This window comes from Bacteroidota bacterium (assembly GCA_041658205.1).
GTDB lineage: Bacteria > Bacteroidota > Ignavibacteria > UBA10030 > UBA8401 > UBA8401.
This window is the reverse complement of sequence record JBBAAO010000001.1, coordinates 1,291,327-1,316,223: the sequence shown is the minus strand read 5'-3', so window position 1 is coordinate 1,316,223 and position 24,897 is coordinate 1,291,327. Positions and strand designations below refer to the sequence as shown.

Annotated in this window: 21 protein-coding genes and 1 tRNA gene; 6 read left to right on the top strand and 16 right to left on the bottom strand. The window is 40.2% G+C overall.

The genetic code is table 11. The annotated features are described in order from the left end of the window. Window positions 1–14: 14 nt before the first annotated feature. The 9 genes from rbsK to WDA22_05365 all read right to left on the bottom strand — a co-directional run bounded on the left by rbsK (window position 15) and on the right by WDA22_05365 (window position 11,170). Window positions 15–962, bottom strand: coding sequence for a ribokinase (gene rbsK, locus WDA22_05405; GenBank protein MFA5832899.1), 948 nt, complete (start codon window positions 960–962; stop codon window positions 15–17). A gap of 46 nt (window positions 963–1,008) precedes the next feature. Further along, window positions 1,009–2,037, bottom strand: coding sequence for a PorV/PorQ family protein (locus WDA22_05400; protein MFA5832898.1), 1,029 nt, complete (start codon window positions 2,035–2,037; stop codon window positions 1,009–1,011). After that, window positions 2,037–3,956 (bottom strand): hypothetical protein, encoded by a 1,920-nt coding sequence (locus tag WDA22_05395; GenBank protein ID MFA5832897.1) that lies wholly within the window; start codon window positions 3,954–3,956, stop codon window positions 2,037–2,039. Before WDA22_05395 ends, WDA22_05400 begins: the two co-directional genes overlap by 1 nt. A 12-nt stretch (window positions 3,957–3,968) precedes the next feature. After that, complete coding sequence (locus tag WDA22_05390) at window positions 3,969–6,905, bottom strand: carboxypeptidase-like regulatory domain-containing protein (protein ID MFA5832896.1); 2,937 nt, start codon at window positions 6,903–6,905, stop codon at window positions 3,969–3,971. 31 nt (window positions 6,906–6,936) lie between these two features. Further along, the gene (locus WDA22_05385; GenBank protein MFA5832895.1) at window positions 6,937–7,983 is read right to left on the bottom strand and encodes a LacI family DNA-binding transcriptional regulator; all 1,047 of its coding nucleotides are present in this window, start codon (window positions 7,981–7,983) and stop codon (window positions 6,937–6,939) included. A 386-nt stretch (window positions 7,984–8,369) separates the two neighbouring features. Continuing rightward, window positions 8,370–9,143, bottom strand: coding sequence for a TlpA disulfide reductase family protein (locus WDA22_05380; protein MFA5832894.1), 774 nt, complete (start codon window positions 9,141–9,143; stop codon window positions 8,370–8,372). 51 nt (window positions 9,144–9,194) lie between these two features. Further along, entirely contained in the window at window positions 9,195–10,061 is an 867-nt protein-coding gene (locus WDA22_05375; GenBank protein MFA5832893.1) for a SprT family zinc-dependent metalloprotease, read from the bottom strand. Window positions 10,062–10,074: 13 nt separating this feature from the next. Continuing rightward, window positions 10,075–10,725 carry a DUF6629 family protein gene (locus WDA22_05370; protein MFA5832892.1) on the bottom strand — a complete coding sequence of 217 codons (651 nt, stop codon included), beginning with the start codon at window positions 10,723–10,725 and terminating at the stop codon, window positions 10,075–10,077. Window positions 10,726–11,097: 372 nt separating this feature from the next. Continuing rightward, window positions 11,098–11,170 (bottom strand) — tRNA-Thr (locus WDA22_05365). Between the two features lie 140 nt (window positions 11,171–11,310). Between WDA22_05365 and WDA22_05360 the strand changes: the two genes are divergently transcribed. From WDA22_05360 to WDA22_05345, 4 genes are all read left to right on the top strand, one after another. After that, the gene (locus tag WDA22_05360; GenBank protein ID MFA5832891.1) at window positions 11,311–11,751 is read left to right on the top strand and encodes a hypothetical protein; all 441 of its coding nucleotides are present in this window, start codon (window positions 11,311–11,313) and stop codon (window positions 11,749–11,751) included. Window positions 11,752–11,846: 95 nt separating this feature from the next. Beyond that, the gene (locus tag WDA22_05355; protein MFA5832890.1) at window positions 11,847–14,219 is read left to right on the top strand and encodes an alpha/beta hydrolase-fold protein; all 2,373 of its coding nucleotides are present in this window, start codon (window positions 11,847–11,849) and stop codon (window positions 14,217–14,219) included. A 7-nt stretch (window positions 14,220–14,226) separates the two neighbouring features. Next, window positions 14,227–15,534: a YCF48-related protein gene (locus WDA22_05350; GenBank protein MFA5832889.1), complete on the top strand. Its 1,308-nt coding sequence runs from the start codon at window positions 14,227–14,229 to the stop codon at window positions 15,532–15,534. A 143-nt stretch (window positions 15,535–15,677) separates the two neighbouring features. Then, a complete protein-coding gene (locus WDA22_05345; protein MFA5832888.1) occupies window positions 15,678–17,678 on the top strand; it encodes a M1 family aminopeptidase in 2,001 nt (666 codons plus the stop codon). Window positions 17,679–17,813: 135 nt separating this feature from the next. Here the strand turns inward: WDA22_05345 and WDA22_05340 are convergent, their stop codons facing one another. Then, complete coding sequence (locus WDA22_05340) at window positions 17,814–18,521, bottom strand: hypothetical protein (GenBank protein ID MFA5832887.1); 708 nt, start codon at window positions 18,519–18,521, stop codon at window positions 17,814–17,816. Window positions 18,522–18,584: 63 nt separating this feature from the next. Here WDA22_05340 and WDA22_05335 point away from each other — a divergent pair, with 63 nt between their 5' ends. Both WDA22_05335 and WDA22_05330 read left to right on the top strand, forming a co-directional pair. After that, window positions 18,585–20,081, top strand: coding sequence for a bifunctional UDP-sugar hydrolase/5'-nucleotidase (locus WDA22_05335; GenBank protein ID MFA5832886.1), 1,497 nt, complete (start codon window positions 18,585–18,587; stop codon window positions 20,079–20,081). A gap of 59 nt (window positions 20,082–20,140) precedes the next feature. Then, complete coding sequence (locus WDA22_05330) at window positions 20,141–20,542, top strand: hypothetical protein (GenBank protein MFA5832885.1); 402 nt, start codon at window positions 20,141–20,143, stop codon at window positions 20,540–20,542. Here WDA22_05330 and WDA22_05325 read toward each other — a convergent pair whose 3' ends face one another. The 6 genes from WDA22_05325 to WDA22_05300 are packed head-to-tail and all read right to left on the bottom strand — an operon-like array spanning window position 20,543 to window position 24,847. After that, complete coding sequence (locus tag WDA22_05325) at window positions 20,543–21,310, bottom strand: PAS domain-containing protein (protein MFA5832884.1); 768 nt, start codon at window positions 21,308–21,310, stop codon at window positions 20,543–20,545. Window positions 21,311–21,312: 2 nt separating this feature from the next. Then, window positions 21,313–21,825, bottom strand: coding sequence for a thioredoxin family protein (locus tag WDA22_05320; protein ID MFA5832883.1), 513 nt, complete (start codon window positions 21,823–21,825; stop codon window positions 21,313–21,315). Further along, window positions 21,815–22,714, bottom strand: a complete 900-nt coding sequence (locus WDA22_05315) for an NAD(+)/NADH kinase (GenBank protein ID MFA5832882.1) — start codon at window positions 22,712–22,714, stop codon at window positions 21,815–21,817. The genes WDA22_05320 and WDA22_05315 overlap by 11 nt, the downstream gene beginning before the upstream one ends. Continuing rightward, window positions 22,711–22,983: a DUF1844 domain-containing protein gene (locus WDA22_05310; GenBank protein MFA5832881.1), complete on the bottom strand. Its 273-nt coding sequence runs from the start codon at window positions 22,981–22,983 to the stop codon at window positions 22,711–22,713. The genes WDA22_05315 and WDA22_05310 overlap by 4 nt, the downstream gene beginning before the upstream one ends. Further along, the gene (locus WDA22_05305; GenBank protein MFA5832880.1) at window positions 22,980–23,747 is read right to left on the bottom strand and encodes a glycosyltransferase family 2 protein; all 768 of its coding nucleotides are present in this window, start codon (window positions 23,745–23,747) and stop codon (window positions 22,980–22,982) included. Before WDA22_05305 ends, WDA22_05310 begins: the two co-directional genes overlap by 4 nt. Further along, on the bottom strand, window positions 23,744–24,847 hold the full coding sequence (locus tag WDA22_05300; GenBank protein MFA5832879.1) for an O-antigen ligase family protein: 1,104 nt from the start codon (window positions 24,845–24,847) through the stop codon (window positions 23,744–23,746). Before WDA22_05300 ends, WDA22_05305 begins: the two co-directional genes overlap by 4 nt. Between the last annotated feature and the right edge of the window lie 50 nt (window positions 24,848–24,897).

Sequence of the window (24,897 nt, the reverse complement as noted above, 5' to 3'; positions counted from 1 at the left end):
ATAAAACAACATTCTTAGTTGAACGCTACAGCTTCAGAGGACGCATGTGTAGCAATAAATTTTTCAATTTCAGTCCGACGCGGGGCAGAATTTTGCGCTCCCATTCGGGTGACAGAAATAGATGCGGAAGCATTTGCCATCCTTGCACCTTTTTCGATCGACATGCCTTCAGACAGAAACGCAGCCAACGAACCGCTGAAGACATCGCCCGCTCCCGTTGAATCAATAGATCGTACCTGGTATGCAGGAATAAGTTCCATTGAACCGGAAAGTCCGGCAAAAATTCCTTTCGAACCGAGCGTGATCAAGACATTTTTAATTCCATAGTCAAAAAATTTTTTAGAAATAGTCCGCATGCTCTCTTCATCAGTTACTTTGGTTCCTGTAAGCATCTCTGCTTCTACTTTATTGGGAGTGATGATGTCAATCTCCTTTAAGATGCTTGCCTCCAACACCTGAGCGGGAGCAGGATTCAAAATAACTATCGTACCGTTACGGTGGGCATTTTTAATTGCTGCAAGAACCGCATCAAGCGGTGATTCTAACTGCACAAGCAATACTGCGGCTGAGGAGATTTCTTCCTTTGCCTTTTCAATATCCGCAGGATGTAGACGTGCGTTTGCGCCGGAAGCTACGACAATGCTGTTTTCTCCCCGTTCATCCACGACAATAAATGCAACGCCCGTTGCAACATCGGTATCATGAAAAACATACCGAGTGTCGATCCGCTCTTCTGACAGCCGCTGGATTCCTTCTTTCCCAAGCACATCATTTCCCACTCTAGCGATAAAACTGACTTTGGCTCCGGCACGGACTGCCGCTACTGCCTGATTTGCCCCTTTCCCTCCTCCACCTTCCGAAAAGATTCCGCCAATCACCGTTTCTCCCGGACGTGGGATTCTTCCTGTTTTTATGGTGAGATCCGTATTATAACTTCCTATGACAACTACTTTATTTTTCATGGTCAAATTATCACGTTCCGCATTATTAGGACAATGCTGTTAAGGTTTAAAAAGAAAATCCAAACGAGAACATGTGCGCCTGCGTTAGTTCATTAAAGTCGACATATGCATAATTGAGAGTGCCAAATGTTCCTGCAAACGGATACGTAATCCCTGCTCCGAATGTAAATCTCTGCACGTCATAATTGAATTTATATCCGCCGCGAAGAAAAAATATTCCATCAAATGCATAACTTGCACCAAAATGAAATTTTTCTTTCCCGTCATTTGGATGGTCCCCTTCTATCACAACTGTTACAAAATGAGGGCTCCCGTCTTCATTCAAAAAATCCATCGCCATACCGGCACGAAAATCCAACGGCATGCGAACGTTATCCGATTCTGTTTGAAATTCTTCACTCCATCCGCCAAAACGTGAATCGGGACCGAAATTTCTCGCCGTAATGGCTATGCGCAATGTTTTAAATCCTGTGTAGTACATTGTTCCGAAATCTAACGACCAGTTTCTCATGGAAAGTTCTGCAATTTGTTGCTGCATCCATCGGATGTTGCCGCCGACCGAAAGATTGTCCGTAATCTTTCGAGCGAATGAAAAACCTGCCGCAATGTCATTTGCTGTGAACATATTTCCCGTCACGACCGGTGTTGTTCCGCTTGTTCCAGTAGACATATTGATCGTTTCTGGAATATCACCGTATCCAAGTATGGCAATACTGGCACCTACTACACCGATATCACCTAAATTATATGCAATGGCAGAGGACTGATGATTAATATCTGCAATCCACTGTACTGCATTAATTTGAACATCGATATTTTTCACATCGGAAAGTGAGGCGGGATTTCCGAAAATAGCACTTGCATCACCATGAGAGACTGCGGTATATGCTCCCGCTAATGCCGCTTGCCTGGCATCGCCGTTTATTTTTAAGAACTGCCAACCTGATTGTCCCGCCCGTTCAATATCGATCGGTGAAATTCCGGATTGTGCATAAATACTTATCGGCAAAACAAGCGTGATAGAGAGGATTGCGTGAAATATTGTTTTTTTCAATTGCATGAGATTCTTCTCCATTACTTCACAATTGCTAATTTGCCGATATATGATTCACTCGTATGGCCCGGTACTAGCGATTCAACACGGTAGATATAAACGCCCGGTGCAATACCGAGAGTCCATTTGTTCAATTGATAATCAAGTCGTTTAATGCTTCCCCATGCTTCAGATCCGCTTCCGTCATCATGTGTAATTTCTTGTATGACATCACCGGTGAGGGTGTAGATTTTTATTTTGCATTTTGCCGGAATGCCGATGAATTCCATTCGATATCGTTCGCCGGTGCCGTTAAGATTACTATGTTGTCGAAAAGGATTAGGAACAACAGAAACGTTATTCGGAAACTGAAGATTTGGCCCGCGCAGTGGATATACCGGAAAGCGTGTATTATTTACTTTACCGCATTCATTACCGCTCACATCATAACTGGTCACACAATAATAGTTGCCGACACCGAACGGTAAATCTTTATCGACAAATCGAATATTTCCATTAACCAATACAGTAGAATCTTTTTTGATATCTGATACTAGTGTCCACGGTCCGATTGTAAAGTAGTTAGAACGGTAGACTCGATATCCGGCAAGATCATTCACGCCAGAGATAGGATCTTTATACGCTGCTGAAACTGGAGTCCAATCAATAATAATTCTTCCGGGCTCAGTGGTTACTTTCAAACTATTCTCTCCATCCGTAGGTGTTGGAGGTGGATGAACGGCAGGAAGATAATTACTTGCATATAATTTCCGTGCAGCACGAACGTGCGAAAACATGGAATCGCGAGATGCCGTTGCCATGAGATCAATGTTCGCAACGCCCCCTTCTACTATTTTTGCACGATCCATTTCTCCCATAACTTCGGCAAAAACGATTTTAACAGAGCCGAATGGAGAGAGAGAAACGGGGCCGACACTTACTAAAAATTCAGGCCGACGTTCGTATTTATTTCCTCCTTCACCACCAATTATACGGGCAGAATCCCAGGACATTCGCGGCTGCTGATGCGTCATCACTTCTTTCACACGTGCATGGGAAGATGATCCCTGAATGAACATTTGATCTACTGCTCCGGCACCTTCTGTTAAACCTTGTCCGGTATGTTCCAAAATATTTTGATATACATTGGCTCCCGCTGAATCAAGAACGACAACCGTAAAATATCCCGGAGCGTCGAGTTCGTGTTCTCGTATTCCTTGTTGATAAATATCCCTGGCATCTCCTATATCACCGCGTAATGGACCGACACCAAAATTATATACCGTCGGCGCTTCGTCCTGACTCCTGAATCGTTGATGATCATAAAAGTAGAAGAGTTTCTCCGTCGGGCTCCATGCATATTTTTCATCTCCTCTGCTGCCCGAACGTTGGGTCATACGAATACCATATCGCATTCCAAAAATCATCGAATCGACCGACGTCAATTCGTTATTGGTGATTGTCACCTCATGAATGATAAAATCACTTAACCCGGGGTAACTCCAAACCATGCTACGGCGTGACACATCCACATTTAGTCCGTTCACATGATGAGCGCCAGTCACAATCTCTTCTCCCGATATTCCAAGATTTTGCAGATTATAATTTTTCGTCAATGTCGCCTCTTCAATCGGAAAAACATCTTGCCCCGACGGGAAGAACCGTGAGTTGATTGTGTATGAGGATGCAACATTCTGTCTTACACCATAGATTGCGTATCCGGCAGCTTCAGCATAATTTAAAGCATCATTAACATTGGTCCCTTTTGAATATCCGGGATAATCAATCGTATGAAATCCATTTTGCGTTTCTGTCGGATCTCCGTATTGAAGCGAGTTCCAAACAGTCGCCCACAGTTTCCCTCGTTTTAAAGTCTGTTTTCCCCACGTCACTTGTGCGGACACTTCAGTAACACCAATCAGAAAAAGAATAATTACAATACCATGTTTTTTTATGTTCACTGTAAGACCTTCTTAAAATTTTATCGATACCTGGAAATAGATTCGTTGCGGTGCCACTTCGTACGAGTACCATTCCCAAATGTTCGGTTCGGAAAAATCGGATGTTTTCGGAAGGCGTTCGCTGTCAGGTAACTGTGAATTTTCAATATAGCGTATCAATTCATCGCCATAAAGCAGGCGGAGAAATTTAGAATTGAGCACATTTTTAATATCAACGCTGAACTCTGTCGTCAATCCGATCAGGTCAATCCCCTTTGAAATTTTGAGATCGATCTGATAATAGTTGAACCATCGCATATTATTCGGTTCCGTGGAGGGATCGCCCGGACCATGGTACGTGTATTGATCCCCCGTTCTCCACCAAAAATTTGAATAGATGTTCACATCACTTAACGGTTTTATTCCCGCAAATTCAGGACCTTCATCTTTATTGATCGAAAAACTTGCCCATCCTTTAATGCGCTGATAGTTGCCCCATGCTCCTCTTCCTTGACGCAAACCTTTCGGGACATTGAGGCTTTGCGATCCCGGTTCATATAATCTGCTGAATCCAACTTCGCCGTCGAACGACCAATACATTTCATGACTCAATCCGAAATTGAACATTCCATCAAATCGCGAATCAAGCTTTGTTTCAATACCGCGTACATCGGAATATCCAGAATTGCTTACCATTAATGCTTTTGTTGCTGTGTGGGTGGACGCATAGACACCAGTAATCACATCCGCTTCGTGCGAAGCATCTTTATAATAACCGGTGAGATCGATTTTTATGATCTCTGCGATATTATAATCTACTCCCAATTCGTATTGTATTGTCCGCTCATATCCCAATTGTGAATTGCCATAATATCCCTGCCATTCATCCATATAGGTAGTCTGTTTTGCGTACGGATTCAGAATACTATCCCACGATGTTCTATAGTTTACAAAGGGAAAACCAAACATTTTCGTCCAGGAAGGACGTTGATAAAAATGTCCATACACAAAATGAAGAACAGAATTTTCACTCATTGGATGAGAAATACCAAGGCGAGGAGCAATGGCAATCTGTATTTTTGTCTGTTCCCGTTCCGGCGTTCCTGGAATTCCCAACGGCGCACCAGGATCATGTCCCGGCGTTCCAACTTCAAATGCCAGCGGATCAAACATCAACTTTGGAGTATTCCTATTTTGATTAAAAAAATCTCCCCGGATACCGATGTTCACAATCAAACCGGGAAATTCTATTTTGTCCTGTGCATAGACATTCCCTTCGTACGGATTTCCGTCAAAGATATTCATAGAATTATTTCTGCTGCTTTTGGATTCGGCGGCAAAATTTTCATAATAAAAGTCATGCGTTTTAAACGTAAAGCCAGTTTTAAGGTTGTGTGTTTTTGTAACCTGATTGGTATAGTCCCCTTTAATTTGATATGACTGCGAGAAATTTTTTGTCCACGTGTGATAGTACGCCTGAAGCGTATAGCGCGGATGCATCGATACAACATCAGCCAACCAAAGAGTATCCGAAATGCGGTGTTCTCTATCCGATCGATCCATCCGGTCCTTTAGATAACTGACGGTTACTTCATATAATGATTGTTCATTCAGCACATGAGTTACCTTCCCATAGAGTTGAGACCAACGTCGTAATTCCGGCCATTGTCTGAACGGAGCACCAAACAAATTAAATTTTGCTCGTGCATATTGTTCATCGATTCTCATCGGGGCAAGCCATCCTGCTTCCTGTCCCATCTCCGACGTATTAAAATTTGATGAAGTGTAATCTGCACTTTCATATCCGCCGACAAACCCACCGACACGAAACTTAAATGCTGGAGAAAATTTGTAACTAAGGTATCCTTGAATATTAAATTCGGGATTGAACGGAATGGCCTGTGGAAATATTCCTACTCCTTCTTTATATCGACCCGAGGCAAGAAAACTTAACTCATCTGTTACACTGCCAAAGAATGTCCCTTCATATTCATATTCGGCACGATCGGCATATTTTCCCATCACATCATTCGGCGTCGTTTGCTTACGCCAAGACTGAAGCAGTGAATCAGGATTTTTTTGATAATATCGACTGTTCACATCTTTTGATTCATCAGTCCAATATTGAATACCAGTGCTGACATAATCGTTGTTCTCTTTGCTGTACATGTTTCTTCCAAAATGATACACACCGGCCGGACGCACGCGACCGATCAATGTACCGCGTATCCCTTCCGGCGCTTCTTTGGAAACAATATTAACAACCGCAGAACGTCCTTCGCCATATTCCGCATTATACCCGCCGGTCAAAACCGATATTTGTTCAATGGTTGAGGTGTTGAATCCGGAATAGTTATCCGATACTAATCCACTGTTCACGGAAAGATTGTCAATCATATACACTGCCTGCACCATAGAACTTCCACGGACATATCCTTTTGTTGTTCCCCGCTGCCATGCAAGATTGGAGTTATCGCTGAAAATTCCCGCTTGAGTTTCCAAAACATCTTTTATCGTACGCACTCCGGAATTTTCCAGAACTTTGCTTGTCACAATTTGTTCGCTTGCTGTTAAGTCCTTATCGATTATTGGACGCTCTGCAACAATATTAACAACTTCCCCTTCAAGCACAGAAGATTCGAGTGCGAAATTTTTCGTTGTTGTTCTATCGATAATGATCGAAACATTACTGCTGTTGACCGTTTCGTATCCAAGAATAGAAACAGTCAGCGTATATATTCCGGGAGGAACGTTCAGAATAAAATAGTCACCATTCACATCAGTAGAAGCTCCCGTTTTTAATCCTTTAATCATAACATTGGCACTAATGAGCGGTTCACCATTCGCTTTGTCAATCACTCGTCCCGCAATCTTGCCGGTATTTCCTGCAACACCAATGAACGATACAATTACCGTCACACAAATCATGGCAATGATTTTTTGAGAAACATATTTTAAGAAAGGCTTCATTCGAACAATCTCTTTGATGTACTCAGTTACGTTATTTTTTGTTTAGATGCGTTATGTTGGAGAATGTTGCGAGACGAGCAACGGAATTGCGAACATTCAACTTTGGTTCCAACAATACCTTTCGGCGTTCATCTTCGGGGTTTCTCATTCTTCGATACAACATTGCCACAGCCATCTCAGTCATTTTCGTGATTGGCTGTTCAATCGCAGTAAGTGCCGGAGACAAATATGATGTGAAGACAGGATCGTCGAACGTGACAAGAGAAATATCTTTGGGAATATTAACACCGTTCTCTCTGCACGCTTCGAGTGCGCCGAGCGCAATAAGATCGCCCGCAGTAAAGATGGCGGTCGGAGGCTTTGATAATTTTAAAAGATGTTTTGTTTCAAGGTAACCGTTCAACGAACGAAAGTCATCACCAACAATCAAATGTTCGTCGATGGCAATTCCTGCGTCATCCAGTGCTTCTTTGTATCCTTGAAGTCTTGTTTCATTTGCATATGTCCCGGGCAATCCCTGAATGAAAGCAATGCGGGTGTGCCCCTCTTTGATAAGATGATTTACCGCATACAGAGATCCTTTCACATTATCCACGCTCACGGAGTCAATATCCAGAAAATCGAAACAGCGATCGATCATCACCAGCGGAATAGCTGCCTCCCGAATTTTTTGTATATGGGAAAACTCTTGACCAACAGAAGCGATGATCAAACCATCCACACGTTTTTCCAGCAGACTCTTTACAGCAGATTTTTCGATGGAAATATCTTCATCCGTATCATATACAATAAAATTGTAGCCACCTTTACGAAGTTCGCCGGCTAGAGACTTAATCACTGCAGAAAAAAATGGGTTGGCAATGTCCGGAACAATCAAACCAATCTCATACGTCTTTTGCAAACGCAGTCCCCTCGCTAGCGTATTAATTCTGTATCCAAGATCCTTTGCTGCCTGTTTTATAGTTGCTTGAGTCTCTACGCTGATTTTATATTTTTTGGAATTGTCGTGGAGAACTCTCGATACTGTGGAGATGGAAAATCCGGTCTTTGTTGCAACATCCTTGAGCGTAGATGACATAGTATTCGTTGGTTAATGGATGCTTTTATGTAGAAATTTTAGATTTTGTGCAAACGATTGTATAATAATCAGGTATTATTGTTTTTATTCGATTATTAATGCATGCAATCGTTTGCACAACGTAGGGAATTATTCCAACTCTGTCAAGTTAAAAAATCGAGGATGGGATTTCTTAGAAAATTAGAAGGAAAATGAGGAACTAATCTGGTTATTGTATTGAGAAGTTTTTTAGAAGATAATTCAATATCTAATGGTTTTTACATAGAATTCGTCTGGCAGTTAATGACATTTATTAAAATTTTACCGTCTCACATGTTCGCTAAGAGATACATCTTAAAAGGAAGCAAGAAGGGTATTATTAATTTTCGTCAGGTGATAATATTCTGTTATTCGATTATAGCAGCAGCAATTTTATCAACCATTCGTTGAAAGCTTTCTTCACTAAATCCAATTGACTGGTAAATAATGGTCCCCTCTTTTCCGACAACAAAATTTCGCGGGATTGACTTCACTCCAAATAATCTCGAGATATTTTTATCATGGTCGTACCCAAGAGGAAACGTATAACCATATTGGCGCATAAAGTTTCGTAACTCATTTTCGTTATGATCTGTTGTTAATGCGATCATCACAAAATCGGTGGACTTAAATCGCTGCCATACTTCTTTTTCCAGATGCGGTATTTCTCTCACACACGGTCCACACCATGCTGCCCAAAAATTGATCAGGACTACTTTCCCTCGCAGACGGTTAATATCAACTTCCGATCCGTCCAAATTTCTGTAAGTAAACGATGGGACAGGAAGGCCAATTAAATTGTCACTCGCTTTGGGATTTGTTCTTCCTGTTGAACCTCCCGCAGTTTTCTCTAACTCAAGGTTAGTCGATGAAGATTGAGGGAAGGAGGGCATCGGTATTGAAGCCGTTGAACGTTTTACTTCAGTTAATTGCCACGTACCATTTCGTTTTAAAACGACCACACGGCCGTCAAATGTTAATGCTGTATCTTCCGGTTGTGCGGAACGATTCATCATGAACCACATTCCATTTTTTTTTAGCATGACAGTTTCCCCACTAAGCGTCCTTGCACGGATATCCTGACAGAAAACAACGCTTCCCGTCAAAAACATAGAACCAATCATTATTAAAATTATTTTCATCAATTCCTCAACTATTGATACATCTGTGGGATGAATAAATCTTACAAAATTTCAGATAAGAGTATTTTCACCCTTCGCAGCGTTGTTCGGGTTATATTTTTCCATCAGTTTCTTAAATTTTGCGTTATGCTTCCGCTCAATAAAGTGCGCTAACTCATGAACAATGACATGTTCAATAAAATGCAACGGTTTTTGTGCTAATTCAAGATTCAGCCATATTCTTTTTTTAGTAATATTACACGTACCCCATTTTGTTTTCATTTTTTTAATTCTCCACTCTTCCGCGTGCACATTCATCTTCTCTTCATATTGTGGAATAATCGGCAGGATGATCCTTTTCAACTCCTCTTTATACCACGCATCCAAAATCGCCTGACGGTTTTTACGGTTTGATCCTGGTCGTACCACCATAACAAGTCTTGAACTCTCCTTCTCCTTCCTTTCCAGATCTGTTTCTTTAGTTCTATTCATTCCCGGTTTCGTCTTTCTCGTTACTGAAGTCAAATTCTGACAGCACGATGAATCTGATGAATTTTTCCCATAAAAGTATTTGTCATTGAAAATAACTCCTTGTTTCCCTTTTCTCTCCACTACTTCCAAACGGTATGCTTTCCCGAGATAGCAATGTCCTTCACCAGAGAGATAGTGCACCGGAACTTTCCATACAACACTCTTCATCTTAGACTGATGTTTGCGTATCCATTCTATCTTTGATCGTACAAAATGAATGATTTTTTCTTCCGGATAATTGTGAGGCGCTGTTATTACAATATTCCCTGAAGGAGGTGTAATACGTAGATTAAGATTTTTAATCTTTTTCGATATCACATCAAGCGATATCTCTTCTATCATAATATTCTTCTTCGGATTCATTAACACATTCAATCCTATTAATCCTGTATTTTGAGAATTTTGCAATTTTGATAATTTATTACGTTTTGTTCATTACAGATTTATCGTTCACTATCCAAAGAATTACAACACTCACCACGGCCGCAAAAAAGCACCAAACTGAAGTAAGATACTCAATGTAAAATACCCCCGTCACAATACAGGCAAGTAACATTAATATTCCTAAAAGGCGACTCCTTTTTATACTTGAGACAAATAGCGGCGGTATAGCTGCAACTACGTAGATGAAAAACACTACATCAGCTAACGACTGAGGGAAATCACTGATGTATTGAATATGATGTCTATCGATCTGTGGATAAACATTCATAAATAAAAGACAATATGAATAATAGATCGCAACCGCAGCGCCCAGCCCAAACATTACCCGTAAAATCTGCTTTCGTTTGGGATCCTCCTCCATTAACAATACTGACAATGGCATAAGCACAGGCCAAAGGATTCTGGCGACAAATAAAAAGATATATGTGCCATACTGTTCCAAATTAGCATTCGCCGGATTGGATAATGAGTACCAAACAAGACCTTCAGAGAATTGTTGAATTCCAAAAACTAATGGAATTGACGCAAATGTCGTTTGTGCAGGAACGTGGATTTTTTTTACAGCGGCTACGCCTATCGAGGAAACAACAATACCTCCTGCAATACTTGCTTCTAATGAAAAACACATATCAAATCCTTATCATAATTATTTACTATTCATGCAAACAAAAATATCTGTCTCGGTTGTTGTACATTCTATTTGGTAATTCATGTTCTATTATACATACATAGAGTTTTGAGAAATTGCAATCCCGTAAAAGCGGTATAGAGAAAAGGTAACAATGAATGAGAATAACAATTTTGAAGGGAGAGATCTAATACTTGAATTCTGGATAGTAAATCTTTACCACAGAGGCACAAAGGCACAGAATAATAGATGGATAAAACTTGAATCCTAAATCCCTAAACTTTTGAGAATTCATCTTGAACCATAGGTATATAGGTTCATTTTAAAAACAAAAAACCCGTTAATTCAAAAACAATTAACGGGATCTTTTTGAGCTGGCAACGAGACTTGAACTCGTGACCTGCTGATTACGAATCAGCTGCTCTACCAACTGAGCTACGCCAGCAAACAATGTTCTTGCTTGAAATTGTGAATAAATATACAATTTTTAGCGCAAATCCTCAACTAATAATATATCTCCCTTCTTCAAACCGTTTGGTGCTATATTAGTATACTTCATATTAGACTCACAATAAAGAACTGTTGATGCCAATCGAAATAAAAATAAGCTTAGAAGATTTAATACGAAGAGTATTCTCTCTCATCGATGGACAGATACAAGTATCTTCTTCTGAAAATGTTCCTTTTCCTTATTATGATCTGAATGAAATGATAAAAATCGAATTTGAACAGATCCAATCTCCTCTGCGGCTTTCCATCAAATTTAAGAACAACAAGAATAAATATGGATCCGAGTGTGACATCACTGGCAATCTCTTTGCCATGCTCTGGATGTATAAGCATCGAAAACAAATATCGGACAGGAAAAAGGATCCAAAACCTAAGTTCAAGGTACAATGTGAGCTCTACGATTTATGGCTGGAGGATTATCAGGAAGTAGAAGAAATTGATATGAATTCTATTTCAACTATCGATGCCTATACCATCAACAAAAAGACCAAGAAAATCTTCCCACTAAAGTTTTAGTAATAGATCAATAAACAGATTGCACTTTTTTTTCCTCCTGTTATTCTTCCCTTTTTTTGGTACGTTTAAACTGTCCATCTAAGAAAGGACATACCATGAAACATCTGATACTGTTCCTTCTCATTTCATTTTCCTTCGCACAACCCAGTAGGATTGAATTAAAAAATCATTATTCGGCAACACTTACTACTGTGAAAGAATTTAACATTTTTTACCCTGAAGGATACGATACTGAATCAGTGCGTTATCCCGTTGTCTATCTTTTCCGCGGCGCTGTGGACGAATGGGCAGATCCGACGGAAGATAACAACCGTCGAGGAAACATCAAGACGGTTTTCGATTCACTCTATGCAAAAAAGAAGGTCGGGAAAATGATTTTGATCATGCCGGGACTGGGTGCTCCCGCTTCGGGTGCTGAATATCTTTACCTTGTCAATGATCTCATACCGTATATCGATGCAAATTATCGAACCATACCGAGCAGATCGCATCGTGCCATGGATGGCTTTTCTCTCGGCGGACTCATTGTGACAAATCTTCTTGCCGAGGCACCACAATATTTTATATCTGCCGGTTCGTATGACGGAACATTATCATTATTCAATAATGTAAAGTTCACGAATGCAAGCAGCTCCCTTATATATTCTATCAAACAAGTGCAGCTTCTCTATCATACAGCGTCAGTCGGCGGGAATAATAATAGCAACAATCTCATAACGTTTAACATTCTCAACACAAAAGGTGTTTATAATTCTCTTCCATCGTTTTTATTAGATCCTAATTCACAACACAATTGGTATTATGCTGATTGGCATGTGGCTATAACTCTACCGCTTCACTGGCAAAAGATGCTTACTTCAAATAACAGTTTGGATGTCGCCTTAAAAACGGAATTGACCGGTAAGACTGTTTCCGGCAATGTTACAATTGATTGGACACACAGAAATGTTTCCGATACAATAACAACGCTTCTCTCTTATTCAAAAGATAATGGAAAGAACTGGTCAGTGTTTTATACGACAAACGGAAGCGACTCTTCAGTAATATGGTCTACATTATCACTCCCTGACGGAACGCGGTATAAATTACAAGTTGTGGCAGCCGGAGATACATTATATGGTTCATCCACAAGCGGATTATTTACAGTGAATAATCCCGGCAACGGTTCACCCGATGTAGAATTCGCCAATCTGAAAGAACAAGATACTGTCTCCGGCAATTATAATCTGCAATGGTATGCAGGCGATGCTGATGGCGATCTTTTAACAATCTCGATCGATATTTCTTATAATTCCGGTACATCATGGAAAAACATTGCGTCATCCATTCCAAACAATGGGTCCTATCTTTTTGATACAAAGAATCTTCCCAATGGAAATAATACTCTCTTCCGAATTACCTGTAGCGACGGAACAGTAAGCACACAATCTACTTCTCCAGCGTTCATCCTCTATAATAAACGACTCAACTTAACAAATGCCGTATTTATTCATCACACCGGATTCAGTGATGCAATACTCAAAGCGGTTGGGATGTCCGTCGATTCACTTCGGCAAGCGAATTATTCCATCACATTCCAAGAAGCATCCGGGAAAAAATCATACTCAGTGTTTACTGCCAATGGAGTTGAAGTTGTAAAAAATGCTACAGAGCTCGATGGAAAAACAGAGGGACCGTATTTTGACGGATTTCGTCTGTTGATTCAGGATGTTACCGTACCGATTGTGAATATAGATTCTTCTCGTTGGATCACCGGCTCATCCACTCTCTCCGGTGAAATTAAACTAATTGATATCATAACCGAAACTGGCACTGTTTCAGCGACTCCTTTTGCTTCGGATTATGAAATTAGGATAAGTAATTCCATTGTTGATACTTCACTTTCGCTGTATGGAGCATCGGCTGTTCCGCTGAATTTTCTTCTTTGGAACACAAACATTAATAGAAAGACAAAATTTCTTTTTGTAGAGCTGGATAATAATGGAATACTCAGCAGAAACGATGAGTTGTATTTTATCGAAAAGGATTCTCTCAACGCTCAGATATTAACTTGGCATATTCAATTTGTCGGGAATGTGACCGCCACGAACCCCGGAAGTGGTGATGTGTTTAGAATCAAAGTCATTAAACCGTTGACAATATCCGATCGCTATCAATTCCTTTTTACACCACCGCAAGCAGCCGCAGACAATACAATCATACCGACAGAGTTTACATTAAAACAAAATTTTCCAAATCCGTTCAATCTATCCACAGCTATTGAGTTTTTTATTCCAAAGGATGATATTGTCTCATTATCAATCTATGATGTTCTCGGAAGGAAAGTGAACACATTATTTGATCAAAAATTACTGTCCGGAAAACATACATATCATTTGTATGCTGATCAATTTGCAAGCGGCGTTTATTTTTATCGTCTCAAAACTCAACAACATATTCAGACGAAGAAAATGATTCTCATTAAATAATGTTTCTATGAAAATTATTTCAACACTATTTTTTTTAGTTTTGTATACCCCAACATTTTCACAGAATGGATACGAATGGAGCATATTGACCTCCTCTCCAATGCAATCAGGACGATATGAGGATATCAGTTTCATTAATGCACAGCAAGGATGGGCTGTTTCCGGAACATCTACAATTATTCGAACGAACACTGGAGGAGAAACATGGGAAGTATTGCAGGCTTCAGCGCCATATAATGTGTATTTCCGTTGTATCTCCCTTGTTTCTTCTACTAAAGCCTTTATCGGAACGCTCAATTCCACGTATCCATTAATTGTCACTCCAAACAGCGGAAAGACATTTTCACCCGTAACATTTGCCGGGAAAAAACCGACGAAAATTTGCGGATTGTTTAGAATCAATACAACTATTTTTGGAGTCGGTGGATTTGATGGAAATGCTACTTTTATTAAATCCACTGACGCTGGTAACACGTGGACAGGATATGATATGACTCCCTATGCTGTTTCCCTTGTGGATTGCTTTTTCTTTAACGACAGCCTCGGATTCACTATCGGTTCTGCCGATGGCTCTGCATATAACAGCGGAAAATCTGTTGTGCTGCGCACCACTAACGGTGGTACAACATGGACACCAATGTATAAATCTACGAGAGTAAAAGAATGGGGCTGGAAACTATTTTTTATTAACGATTCTATCGGATTTGTCAGTATTGAAAGAAGATCTCCTGATCCGGGTGGGATTTTCTACTTAAAAACGACAGATCAAGGAAGCACGTGGAGCGATTATTATTTTACCAAGGATTATGATGTTGAAGGAATCGGCTTTGCCGATGAATCGACAGGATGGATCGGAGGATGGTCTGGACCGACATATCAAACAACTGACAGCGGAAAAACGTGGAATGAATTTTCTCTCAGTAACAAAATGAATAATTTGAACAGAGTCCGAAGAATTAACGACACACTCATGTTCGCCGCCGGAACACAAATATTTCGATGTGCTCCTCGAAATATCACTTCTGTGCAAGCCCAGGAAAATCTCCCGCAAGGTTTTTCAGTATTACAAAATTATCCCAATCCATTTAATCCAAACACGACCATTGAATTTACATTGAATCAATCCTCCACCGTACGAGTTTACATCTACAATTCTGTGGGTCAATTGATTGAAGCGATTATGGATAACCCAAAACCTGCCGGTGTGTACAAACTGCAATGGCGTCCCTCCTCGCATCTCACCAGCGGAGTGTATTTCTACCAAGTACGCACTGAGAGTGCCACAATCACAAAGTCCATGCTATATCTTAAATAGCATATTTTCAAAAATATAATCGGACAATTTGCTATGGAATGAAGGTTATTATAAAAACATTTTCATCGTTGACGATTACTACTCACTTTCCTTTTCGCTATCTTTCCTTATGTTCTTCGGCATAATCATCATGGACATCCACTATGAAAAAGTTCATTATCATATTTTTATCCTTCCTTCTTGTCACTTCTATTCATTCCCAAGAAAAAATAAAATCCGGAGCTGAGATCTGTTCGGAAGGAAAACAACATCGAACATTATCGCTCCAAAAAATATCGTCAACAGGTTCTCCAAAGCACACATTCGATGTATTGCATTACAAAATAGATCTCGATCTTTTCAAAAACTACACTTCCCCTTTTCCCTCGTCATTTACCGGTTCTGTTACTTTGACAATGAGAGCGGATACTTTGCTCACTTCAATTTCTCTTAATGTTGTAAACACATCGCTGCTTATCGATTCCCTTCAATTAAGCGGGAAGACATTTAAACATACAGGAAATATTCTCAACATCGATCTTGATAAAACGTATAATCTCAATGATACGTTTGCAGTAAAGATTTATTACCGTCATCAAAATGTTGCCGATGGGGCATTCTACGTCGGGAACGATGGTATGGTCTTTACGGATGCTGAACCGGAAGGTGCTCGAAAGTGGTTCCCGTGCTGGGACAAATCGTCGGATAAAGCCACAGTGGAATTAATTGCAAAAGTTCCAGGCACAGTAAAACTCGGATCAAATGGCATTCTCATTGATACAATGAGAATTGCTGATACGCTCTATTATCATTGGTACAGTAACGAGCCGGTGGCAACCTATCTTATCGTTTTGTCATCAAAAGTAAATTACAATCTCGATATCGTCTATTGGAAAAAATTATCAAATCCAAAAGACAGTATCCCGATTTATTTCTATTGGAATACCGGTGAATCTCAAACCGGTTTAAATAATATTAAATCCAAAATTGTCCCCATGACTACACAGTATTCACAATTATTCGGGGAGCATCCGTTTCAGAAGAACGGTTTTGCTACTATGAATAATTTATTCAACTGGGGAGGAATGGAAAATCAAACGCTTACCAGTCTTCTGCCCAATGGATACAACAGTGAAAATTTGGTTTCTCATGAATATGCACATCAGTGGTTTGGCGATATGATCACATGTGCTACATGGGCAGACATTTGGCTCAACGAAGGATTCGCAACGTACGGCGAAGCATTATGGTTTGAATATACATCCGGGTATAGCCGTTACAAAACTGACATTCTTGCTGATGCAACAGGATATCTCACCAATAATCCCGGACGGCCAATCTATGTCCCAACGTGGGCAACCAATACTCCAACGACAGGAGAGCTCTTCAATACTGCCGTCACATATTACAAAGGTGCTTGCGTACTGCATATGCTTCGATATGTATTGGGAGATTCAACCTTCTTTGCGGCGCTGCACGATTATGGAACAAATCCATCTCTAAAATTCGGAACAATCACTACAGCAGATTTTATTCAAATAATGAATACAAGCACGAAACAGAATCTGACATGGTTCTTCGATCAATGGCTGAAAGTTGCAAATCATCCTCAATATTCAGTTCAATATTCTGTTAATCCCGATGATAGCACAGCAAGGGTCGTAATCGCTCAGACACAAACATCAGGAGCATTTTGGAAAATGCCTGTGACAGTAAAATTTACGATGTCGAATGGTAACGATACAACGTTGAGAGTATTCAATGCAGTCAACAAAGACACGTTTTATTTTAAATTTCCTTCTGTCCCACAAACAATGGTTTTCGATCCAAACAACGATATCGTCTTAAAAACAGCAGTGACGCAAAAAGTGACAAGTCTACAGGAATCATTTACTCCGCCCGTGGAATATGCGCTCCATCAGAATTTTCCAAACCCATTTAATCCTTCAACAACTATCCAATTTTCAGTCTCGCAATCCGAACGTGTGATGATACAGATTTTCGATATTCTTGGCAGGGAAGTCGATATGCTCTTAAACCAAATAATGGATCAGGGCGTTTACAAGATAAGTTGGAATGCAAAACAACATCCCAGCGGGGTGTATTACTATCGCCTAAAGACTGAAAATTACATCCAATCTCGAAAAATGCTTTTGATAAAATAAATTATTGCATACTGCAATCCCAAATGTGGACATATCTTAAAAGAAATCCCCCGCCACGATGGTACTGTTGTTGATTGGATGGAGTGTGAAATTTGATCGACGGAAGTACGAGTTTTGAGGATACTCAGAATGGAGTTAAAACATAAAGCCAATAAATGCGCCGTGATATTGCCGTTGATAATCAAGTGCATTATTGTTCATATTCCAGCGCTGTGATTCAAATCGATATCCCACAAGAACCCCCTGATAGAGAATATCAGAAAAGACAAGCTGCACTTCCCCGCAGAATGAAGTTTGGGAACCATAATCCGTACTGAATCCCTCCGATGCATAATAGAGAGAACCAACAGCGAACGCTTGAATACCAAATGACCGTTCGAAATGTTTGAATTTAATTCCTGTTCCCAGTCCAAAACTGCCAATATCGAAATCTTCCAACACCGCTTTTAGAGATTGCGCCCGGACATAATTTGCAGTGACAATAATGGGAAGATAAAACAATGCTTTATTACTTTTTGATTCGCCCAATGCAAAATCATTTTGCGATTCGCCATAGACAGAAAATGACTCCCTGCTTTTTCCGTTAATATCGTTGTATGTCTGATACCCGACTGCGAGTCTGCCGTTGTTTTGCCGGAATTCAATAAACGGTAATCCCGTCAAAAAATCTATCTTATTGGAATCAGACAATGAGTTGGACGAAGTGGAATGAAACCGTTGCGCATTATAACTTACACCCAACGCTCGGTATTCCGTCAGCATAAGGTATTCATATCCAAAATCTTGAGCGTTAGCGATCGAAAATCCGAATAGGATGAACACTAAAAAATATTTCTTTTCCATGAGAGATTATAACATTTTTTCCGTTAACATTCATTATATTTGAACTAATCATTAAAGGAACGTATGAAAATATTTACCATTGTATTATTTGTTGTGAGCAACATCTTCGCTCAACAGACAACCTTAACCATTCTCCATTGGAATGATTTCCATTCACAGAATCTCCCCTTTCAGGTAAAATCAAGAAATAGAGTGACCAATACCGATACAACATTTTTTGTCGGTGGCAGCGCTACATTGTCGTCGTATCTCAAAAAATATAAAGCCGAATCTCCGAATGTATTGCTCTTACACGGTGGCGACGATTTCCAGGGAACTCCTATTTCCTCTATAACGAAAGGAAAATCACAAGTTGAGTTGCTGAATCTTCTTCATCCCGATGTGATGCAGCTGGGAAATCATGAATTTGATTACGGACGCGAGCAAGTAACAAAATATTTACAATCCTTCAACTTTCCTGTGCTTGGTGCGAACATGTTCGATACACGCACAAAACAGACATACGCAAAGCAATACGTGATTAAACAAATAGGGAATGTGAAAGTTGGAATTATCGGATTGATGTCGATGGAATTACCGACACTTTCTCTCCCTGATAATGTGAAAGATATTGAATTGAAAGCATTGTCACAGACCGTGAAAGATCTTGTTCCTGAACTGAAAAAACAAAATGTCGATCTCATTATTGCGTTAACGCATATTGGCGCTGACGAAGACAGTGTTTTAGCATTGAACACCCCGGATCTCGATATTATCGTCGGCGGACATAGTCACACACCTCTCTTTCGTCCCAAACGAGTGAATGGAATCCTCATTACACAAGCAGGCTCCCGTGGAAGATGGTTGGGGAAAATAGATTTAACTGTCGATACCGAGAAAGATACCGTTATCTTGTCGAAAGCAGAATTGATTGAATGCCGCACAGCTGATATAGCGCCGGACAGCATCGTTGCTGCGAAAGTACAAGAATTTGAACAGCTGGCAACCAGCGAATTAAGTGAAATTATTGGTGAATTAAAAACGGATTGGAAACGTGACGGCAGAGGCGAAAGCAATCTCGGAAATTGGATCTGCGATGCGGTACGTGTCTATGCAAAAACAGATGTATGTTTACAAAATAGCGGCGGAATCCGTAAAGAATTATTAGCAGGAAAGATTACCGTACGCGATCTCTGGGAAATCAGTCCGTTTGGAAATACAATCGTAACGTTTATTGTAGATGGTACAACGTTACGACGCATGGTTCAACATCAACTCTCCCTGAATGATGATTTCTGTCAGATCTCCGGAATGAAGGTAGTCTTTCGTAATAATAACGGAGAACGAATACTTCACAATCTGAAAGTAAATAATGTGCTTGTGAAGGACACGCAAAAATATTCCATTGCAACAAACAACTTCGTGGCAGCACAATCAAAAAAATATTTCGGGATAGAACTCCCATCCGTTGAAATAACGCAATTGAACATTACTGATCGCGATGTTCTGATTGAAGCAGTAAAAAAACAAAAAGTAATCAATTCGCAGATTGAAGGACGAATTAAAGAAACAGAAGAATAATATTCCCCAAATGCCATAGTAGCTCTCTGAGATTTTATTGACGGATGTTTGTTTATTAGATGAAAAACCTTTCTATCTTTACACTTATCAGTGCTGTAGTCTTCCTATTGGCATGTGAAGATGCATCGACCAATACTATCTCTGACATTAATAAGATTGTCTTCCCTGATTCAAAAATCAATTACTATAAAACAATTCAGCCATTGTTTAATATCGGTTGTGCGGTGAATGGTTGTCACGATGTTCAGACAAAAGAAAGTAATTTAGATTTGTCGGATTATCTCGGCATTAAACAGCGATTTTATGATGTGGTCATTGTGAGAGATACGGTTGCCAGCAGATTAATTTGGTATATTGACGGTCGAATGGCTTCGGCACAATGGCACCGTCCATTGAACAGCAACCAAGTGCGCGGATTTAAACAGTGGATTTTGGAAGGCGCTACGGATACAATCAAATAATTACATCAGTGCAGGATCGGAAAGATCGTGAATGACAGTGATGATGATCTTTCGTTCCCCAAGATGCAACGTTGAAACAGATGCTTCCAGTAACAGGTAGGATTGATCTTTTTTGCATCCATAAAACTGATAAACCTGCGGTGCATACTTCCCAACCTGTCTCGTCCTTGTATACTCCAGCATTTTTTGACTGACTTCAGGCGCTTGAAATTCCGAAACATGACGACCAATCACCTCTTCAATTGAATCATATCCATATAATTGCGCAAACGCTTTGTTAACGAATACCACCTTCTCGTTCTCTTCGATAAAAATTGCATCTCGAAACGCATCCATCACGTTCGTCAACCAATCGAGCGAATCCTGCATCGAATCGGAAATCAATTTGGTCAGAGTGATGTCGTGAGTTTCGCAGATGATGGAATGGAAATCTTTTCCGGCAACTCTAAACACAGTTTCCATCCAGCGCCAATGTCCATTTTGAAGCTGCATACGGTATTGCAAAGTAGCATCTTCGCCCGCTTGATGGAAAGACCCGCATATCGACTGATAATTTGGGCGTTCTTCCGGATGGATGAACAAAAAATTATCCTTACCAATAAAATCTTTGGGGGAATATCCGAAAATTTTTTCCACCGATGGAGCGGCAAATATCACTGTCCCTGAACCGTTGATAACATGGACAGAGAAAAGTTGGGATTGCAGCAATAGTTTGTATTGTTCCAGTTCCGGAAGTTTAGTAAAAAGGTCGGCTGAAGGTGTCTGCATGATTACCGCTGTAATATTCTCAAGAGATCCTTTTCCTGCGAATCCCTTGGATTTTCAACGATTCTTCCTATTTCCTGCTCTCCTCTAAAAACAAGAAGTGTCGGTATTCTTTGGACATTGTATTTATCCGTGGTACCATCCTGACTTCGTTTGGAGCGGTCTACTCCGAAGAGCTCAATTTTTTTCTTCGAAATATCCATTGCATCAAAAACCTTAAACATCTTTGGTACTTCCCGTTTTGAATCTCCACACCACGTGCCGAGAACAAGAAAAAAATGGACATCTTTTACGAGCGGTTCAATTTCTTTTATTGCTGCCGCATCAGGGGTATAAGATTGATAATTTGCTTTGAACCATGTAAACAATGAATCTTCTTCAAGGTCATTTCGATGCAAGACTCCTTTAATCACTTTTGTTCCGGATGGCTCCATCTCAAATGTGTATGATTCCGATCCGCAGCCACAAATAATTGCTTCAATGAGAAAACTAAGAATGAAAATTGCTCTAACGTTCATGGTGCTTTCCTTTAACCAGTCTGATATCACTTCCCCAGAATAATTTTGCCCTGAGAACATCGTAATAACTTCTGTCTTTTCGTTTGATAAGGTGTACAGTATGATCCGCTTTGCCAATATGAATATTCATCGGCGGTGTAAATGTTTTTTCCAATTGTCCATCTGCTGTTATGCGCGCCTCGTTGGAGAGATGTTCAACAACGATTCTGATTGAACTTGTTTCCGGAACGATTACTGTGCGGGCCGACAACGAATGTGGAGAGATCGGTTGAATGATGATCACTCCGGTTGTAGGAACAACAATCGGTCCTCCGGCAGCGAGTGAATATGCTGTTGATCCGGTCGGAGTTGCCAAAATTATTCCATCTCCGGAATAACTGACAAGGTAATCGTCATCAACATAGACAGAGATATGGATAAGTCGCGATGAACTACTATTGTCGATCACCACATCATTCAATGCGTAAAACTCTCCGGTATTTTTTTCAATGGATGTCTTCAACAGCATTCGTTCTTCAATAAAATGATTTCCGTTAACAATATCCCGGAGGATGGAATCCAATTCATCCAATGACACTTCTGCCATAAATCCCAACTTGCCGAGATTCACCCCAAGGATTGGTACTTGAGAACGACCGACCATTCGGGCAGCGGAAAGTATTGTTCCGTCCCCTCCAAAAGCAATGATGATATCACTTTCTGTGACAAGATCTGCCGATGAAAGGAATTGCCGTTGTTCAATTTTCCCTCCAATCTTTTTATGCAAAAGCTTTTCGAGTTCTGAATGAATAAAGAACTCCAATTGATACTTCGCTCCCAAAGCGAACAACGTGTCAACGGCATCAGCAACGGATTCTTTAGAGCTATTTCCAATAACTCCGATTTTCATTTTGACTCTTTCGCTTTTTCATCGACATAATTCAGTTTTGCTTCATTAATCACCGTCGCGAAGAATTTTTCTTCGTTCGATGTTAAATTCCCTTTTGTCTTATCTCTCAGCATATCCAGCATTTCAATTGTCACTTCTGCTTGTGCTAGATTTTTCTCCATTTTATCTGTCGCGGGATTCTTCATTTTTCCCATCTGCATCATTGCCGCACCATGGAGCGACGACACCAGCTGGATAAAAAGCATTTGTTGCTTTTCGCTCGCGTTCATATTGATTTATTATTTTGAGTGATGGAATTCCGTTCCCATAGTTTCGCATATTTTGTAAAAACATAGGCTGACGAAAATAGCGCCAGAAGAAGTCCCTGTATTCCATCCAAAAAACCGAGACGGATAATATACATTCTTGTGAATTGCCACCAGGGACGGATAAGAATATCTGTAATGTTGAAATTTTTTCCCTTCTTCTCAAGTTCTCCAGAAGCTAATGTAGTGTAACGATTGAACTTTGAAAAGTAGTGATAGATATTCGGATCTGTAAAATGGAGTAGGTCAGATTTCAATTCCTCAATTTCGCCACGGATTTCCAATCCCTCGTGAACTGCCGCATCATTAAACGATGCTCTTTCTTTATGAAACAAGCGTGCTACACGTCCGGGATACCAACCGGAATGTCGAATCCATTTTCCTAGAAAATAAGCCCGTCTTGCGATAGTATATGCAGCGACGTTGGGCATCAATGGAAGAATGAGTTGAATTTCCAAAGCAAGATCTGGCATTACTCGCTCATCCGCATCAAGCCATAAAATCCAAGGATATTTCGTCTGCTGCACAGCAAATTGTTTAGCCGAAGCAAAACCTTCCCATGCTCTCACAAATACTTTGCTGGTATACGTTTTTGCTTTTACAACCGTATCGTCTTTACTTTCCGCATCCACCACAACAATATCGTCACAAAACGAAACGCTTTGCAGACATTCATCAATATTGTGCGATTCATTTTTTGTGATGATGATAACGGAAAGTTCAATCATATCGATCCGCTTTCATGAATATTTTTACCGGCGATGCAAAGACCGACAGTAAACCAAACAAAAATCATAATTTCATGATCACCAAAATTCCATTCAAACATTCCATTCACCATAAATCCGGAAAATACAGCAAGCGAGCCGAGTGCAATATTGCGGATAAATGGCGACGATGATGAACCCGCGAACGTTGCATACTCAGTCAACAGGACTTTAAAAAACAAAAAGAACACGACAATGAGTCCCACTGCTCCCAGTGTTACAAGTAAATGGACATAATTATTATGAAGATGTCCGGCAGGTTCATCTCCTGTCGGAGTTCTGTATGTTAAATATGTTGTATAAAGATCGATGTCACCAAATCCCAAAAGCGGTCTATCCTTCCACATTCGAATACCTGTTGCCCACATATTAAAACGACCAATATTGGTGGAGTTTGTAACATCAACGATACTCTTCGCCCTCATCACCTGCTGTTCCGGCGCAAACGAAAAGAAGAGTATGATAGCCGCGATGAGGATTACAAATAATTTTCGATAATGAAGCACACTCATAACGAGAACGCCAACAATAAGACCAAGCCATGCACTGCGTGTATTCGTCAGGATAAGAGCTATGATTGTGGGGACAAAAACAATGGAAAAGTAGATCCGATCTTTTTTAGATGTTTCTTCACTCAGCATAAAAGGAATCAACATCAATGTAACAATCATCTTCAATCCGCCCGTGGTCATATAATGTTGAAAAACGTAAAGCCGTTCATTGCCCAGATTATAGTATAAAATAATTTCTGCTATGGACAACAGTGCAACAGAACCGGAAAGGAACATTATGGCTTTTCGGATTTTTTCTTTGGAATCAAATGCAATAACAACGGCATAGACAATTACAATTAATAATAATCGCTTCGTGTTTTTCAGCGCATCCAACTGAAGATCGGAGTTTAATGCAGTAATAAATTCCACGGCAATATAAGTAATAACGGCATAATCGATCGGCGTTCGTGGAATGATCCATTTCTTTTGAGTAATAGAAAGAAGAATCACTGAAAGGAAAATCAAACCCAGTAACACTGAAGATGCAGCAATGGAAATTGAGATCAAGCAGACTTCAAGAACCAGAAACCAAAATAATGATATGTTGATTTTCTCAG

Bases quoted from the DNA above. Each gene is read 5' to 3' on its own strand.
- WDA22_05370 (MFA5832892.1), bottom strand. From the start codon at position 10,725: ATGTGTTTTTCATTAGAAGCAAGTATTGCAGGAGGTATTGTTGTTTCC.
- WDA22_05320 (MFA5832883.1), bottom strand. From the start codon at position 21,825: ATGAACGTTAGAGCAATTTTCATTCTTAGTTTTCTCATTGAAGCAATT.
- rbsK (MFA5832899.1), bottom strand. From the start codon at position 962: ATGAAAAATAAAGTAGTTGTCATAGGAAGTTATAATACGGATCTCACC.
- WDA22_05335 (MFA5832886.1), top strand. From the start codon at position 18,585: ATGAAAATATTTACCATTGTATTATTTGTTGTGAGCAACATCTTCGCT.
- WDA22_05355 (MFA5832890.1), top strand. From the start codon at position 11,847: ATGAAACATCTGATACTGTTCCTTCTCATTTCATTTTCCTTCGCACAA.
- WDA22_05385 (MFA5832895.1), bottom strand. From the start codon at position 7,983: ATGTCATCTACGCTCAAGGATGTTGCAACAAAGACCGGATTTTCCATC.
- WDA22_05345 (MFA5832888.1), top strand. From the start codon at position 15,678: ATGAAAAAGTTCATTATCATATTTTTATCCTTCCTTCTTGTCACTTCT.
- WDA22_05360 (MFA5832891.1), top strand. From the start codon at position 11,311: ATGCCAATCGAAATAAAAATAAGCTTAGAAGATTTAATACGAAGAGTA.
- WDA22_05310 (MFA5832881.1), bottom strand. From the start codon at position 22,983: ATGAACGCGAGCGAAAAGCAACAAATGCTTTTTATCCAGCTGGTGTCG.
- WDA22_05400 (MFA5832898.1), bottom strand. From the start codon at position 2,037: ATGGAGAAGAATCTCATGCAATTGAAAAAAACAATATTTCACGCAATC.
- WDA22_05305 (MFA5832880.1), bottom strand. From the start codon at position 23,747: ATGATTGAACTTTCCGTTATCATCATCACAAAAAATGAATCGCACAAT.
- WDA22_05390 (MFA5832896.1), bottom strand. From the start codon at position 6,905: ATGAAGCCTTTCTTAAAATATGTTTCTCAAAAAATCATTGCCATGATT.
- WDA22_05340 (MFA5832887.1), bottom strand. From the start codon at position 18,521: ATGGAAAAGAAATATTTTTTAGTGTTCATCCTATTCGGATTTTCGATC.
- WDA22_05315 (MFA5832882.1), bottom strand. From the start codon at position 22,714: ATGAAAATCGGAGTTATTGGAAATAGCTCTAAAGAATCCGTTGCTGAT.
- WDA22_05380 (MFA5832894.1), bottom strand. From the start codon at position 9,143: ATGAAAATAATTTTAATAATGATTGGTTCTATGTTTTTGACGGGAAGC.
- WDA22_05325 (MFA5832884.1), bottom strand. From the start codon at position 21,310: ATGCAGACACCTTCAGCCGACCTTTTTACTAAACTTCCGGAACTGGAA.
- WDA22_05350 (MFA5832889.1), top strand. From the start codon at position 14,227: ATGAAAATTATTTCAACACTATTTTTTTTAGTTTTGTATACCCCAACA.
- WDA22_05330 (MFA5832885.1), top strand. From the start codon at position 20,141: ATGAAAAACCTTTCTATCTTTACACTTATCAGTGCTGTAGTCTTCCTA.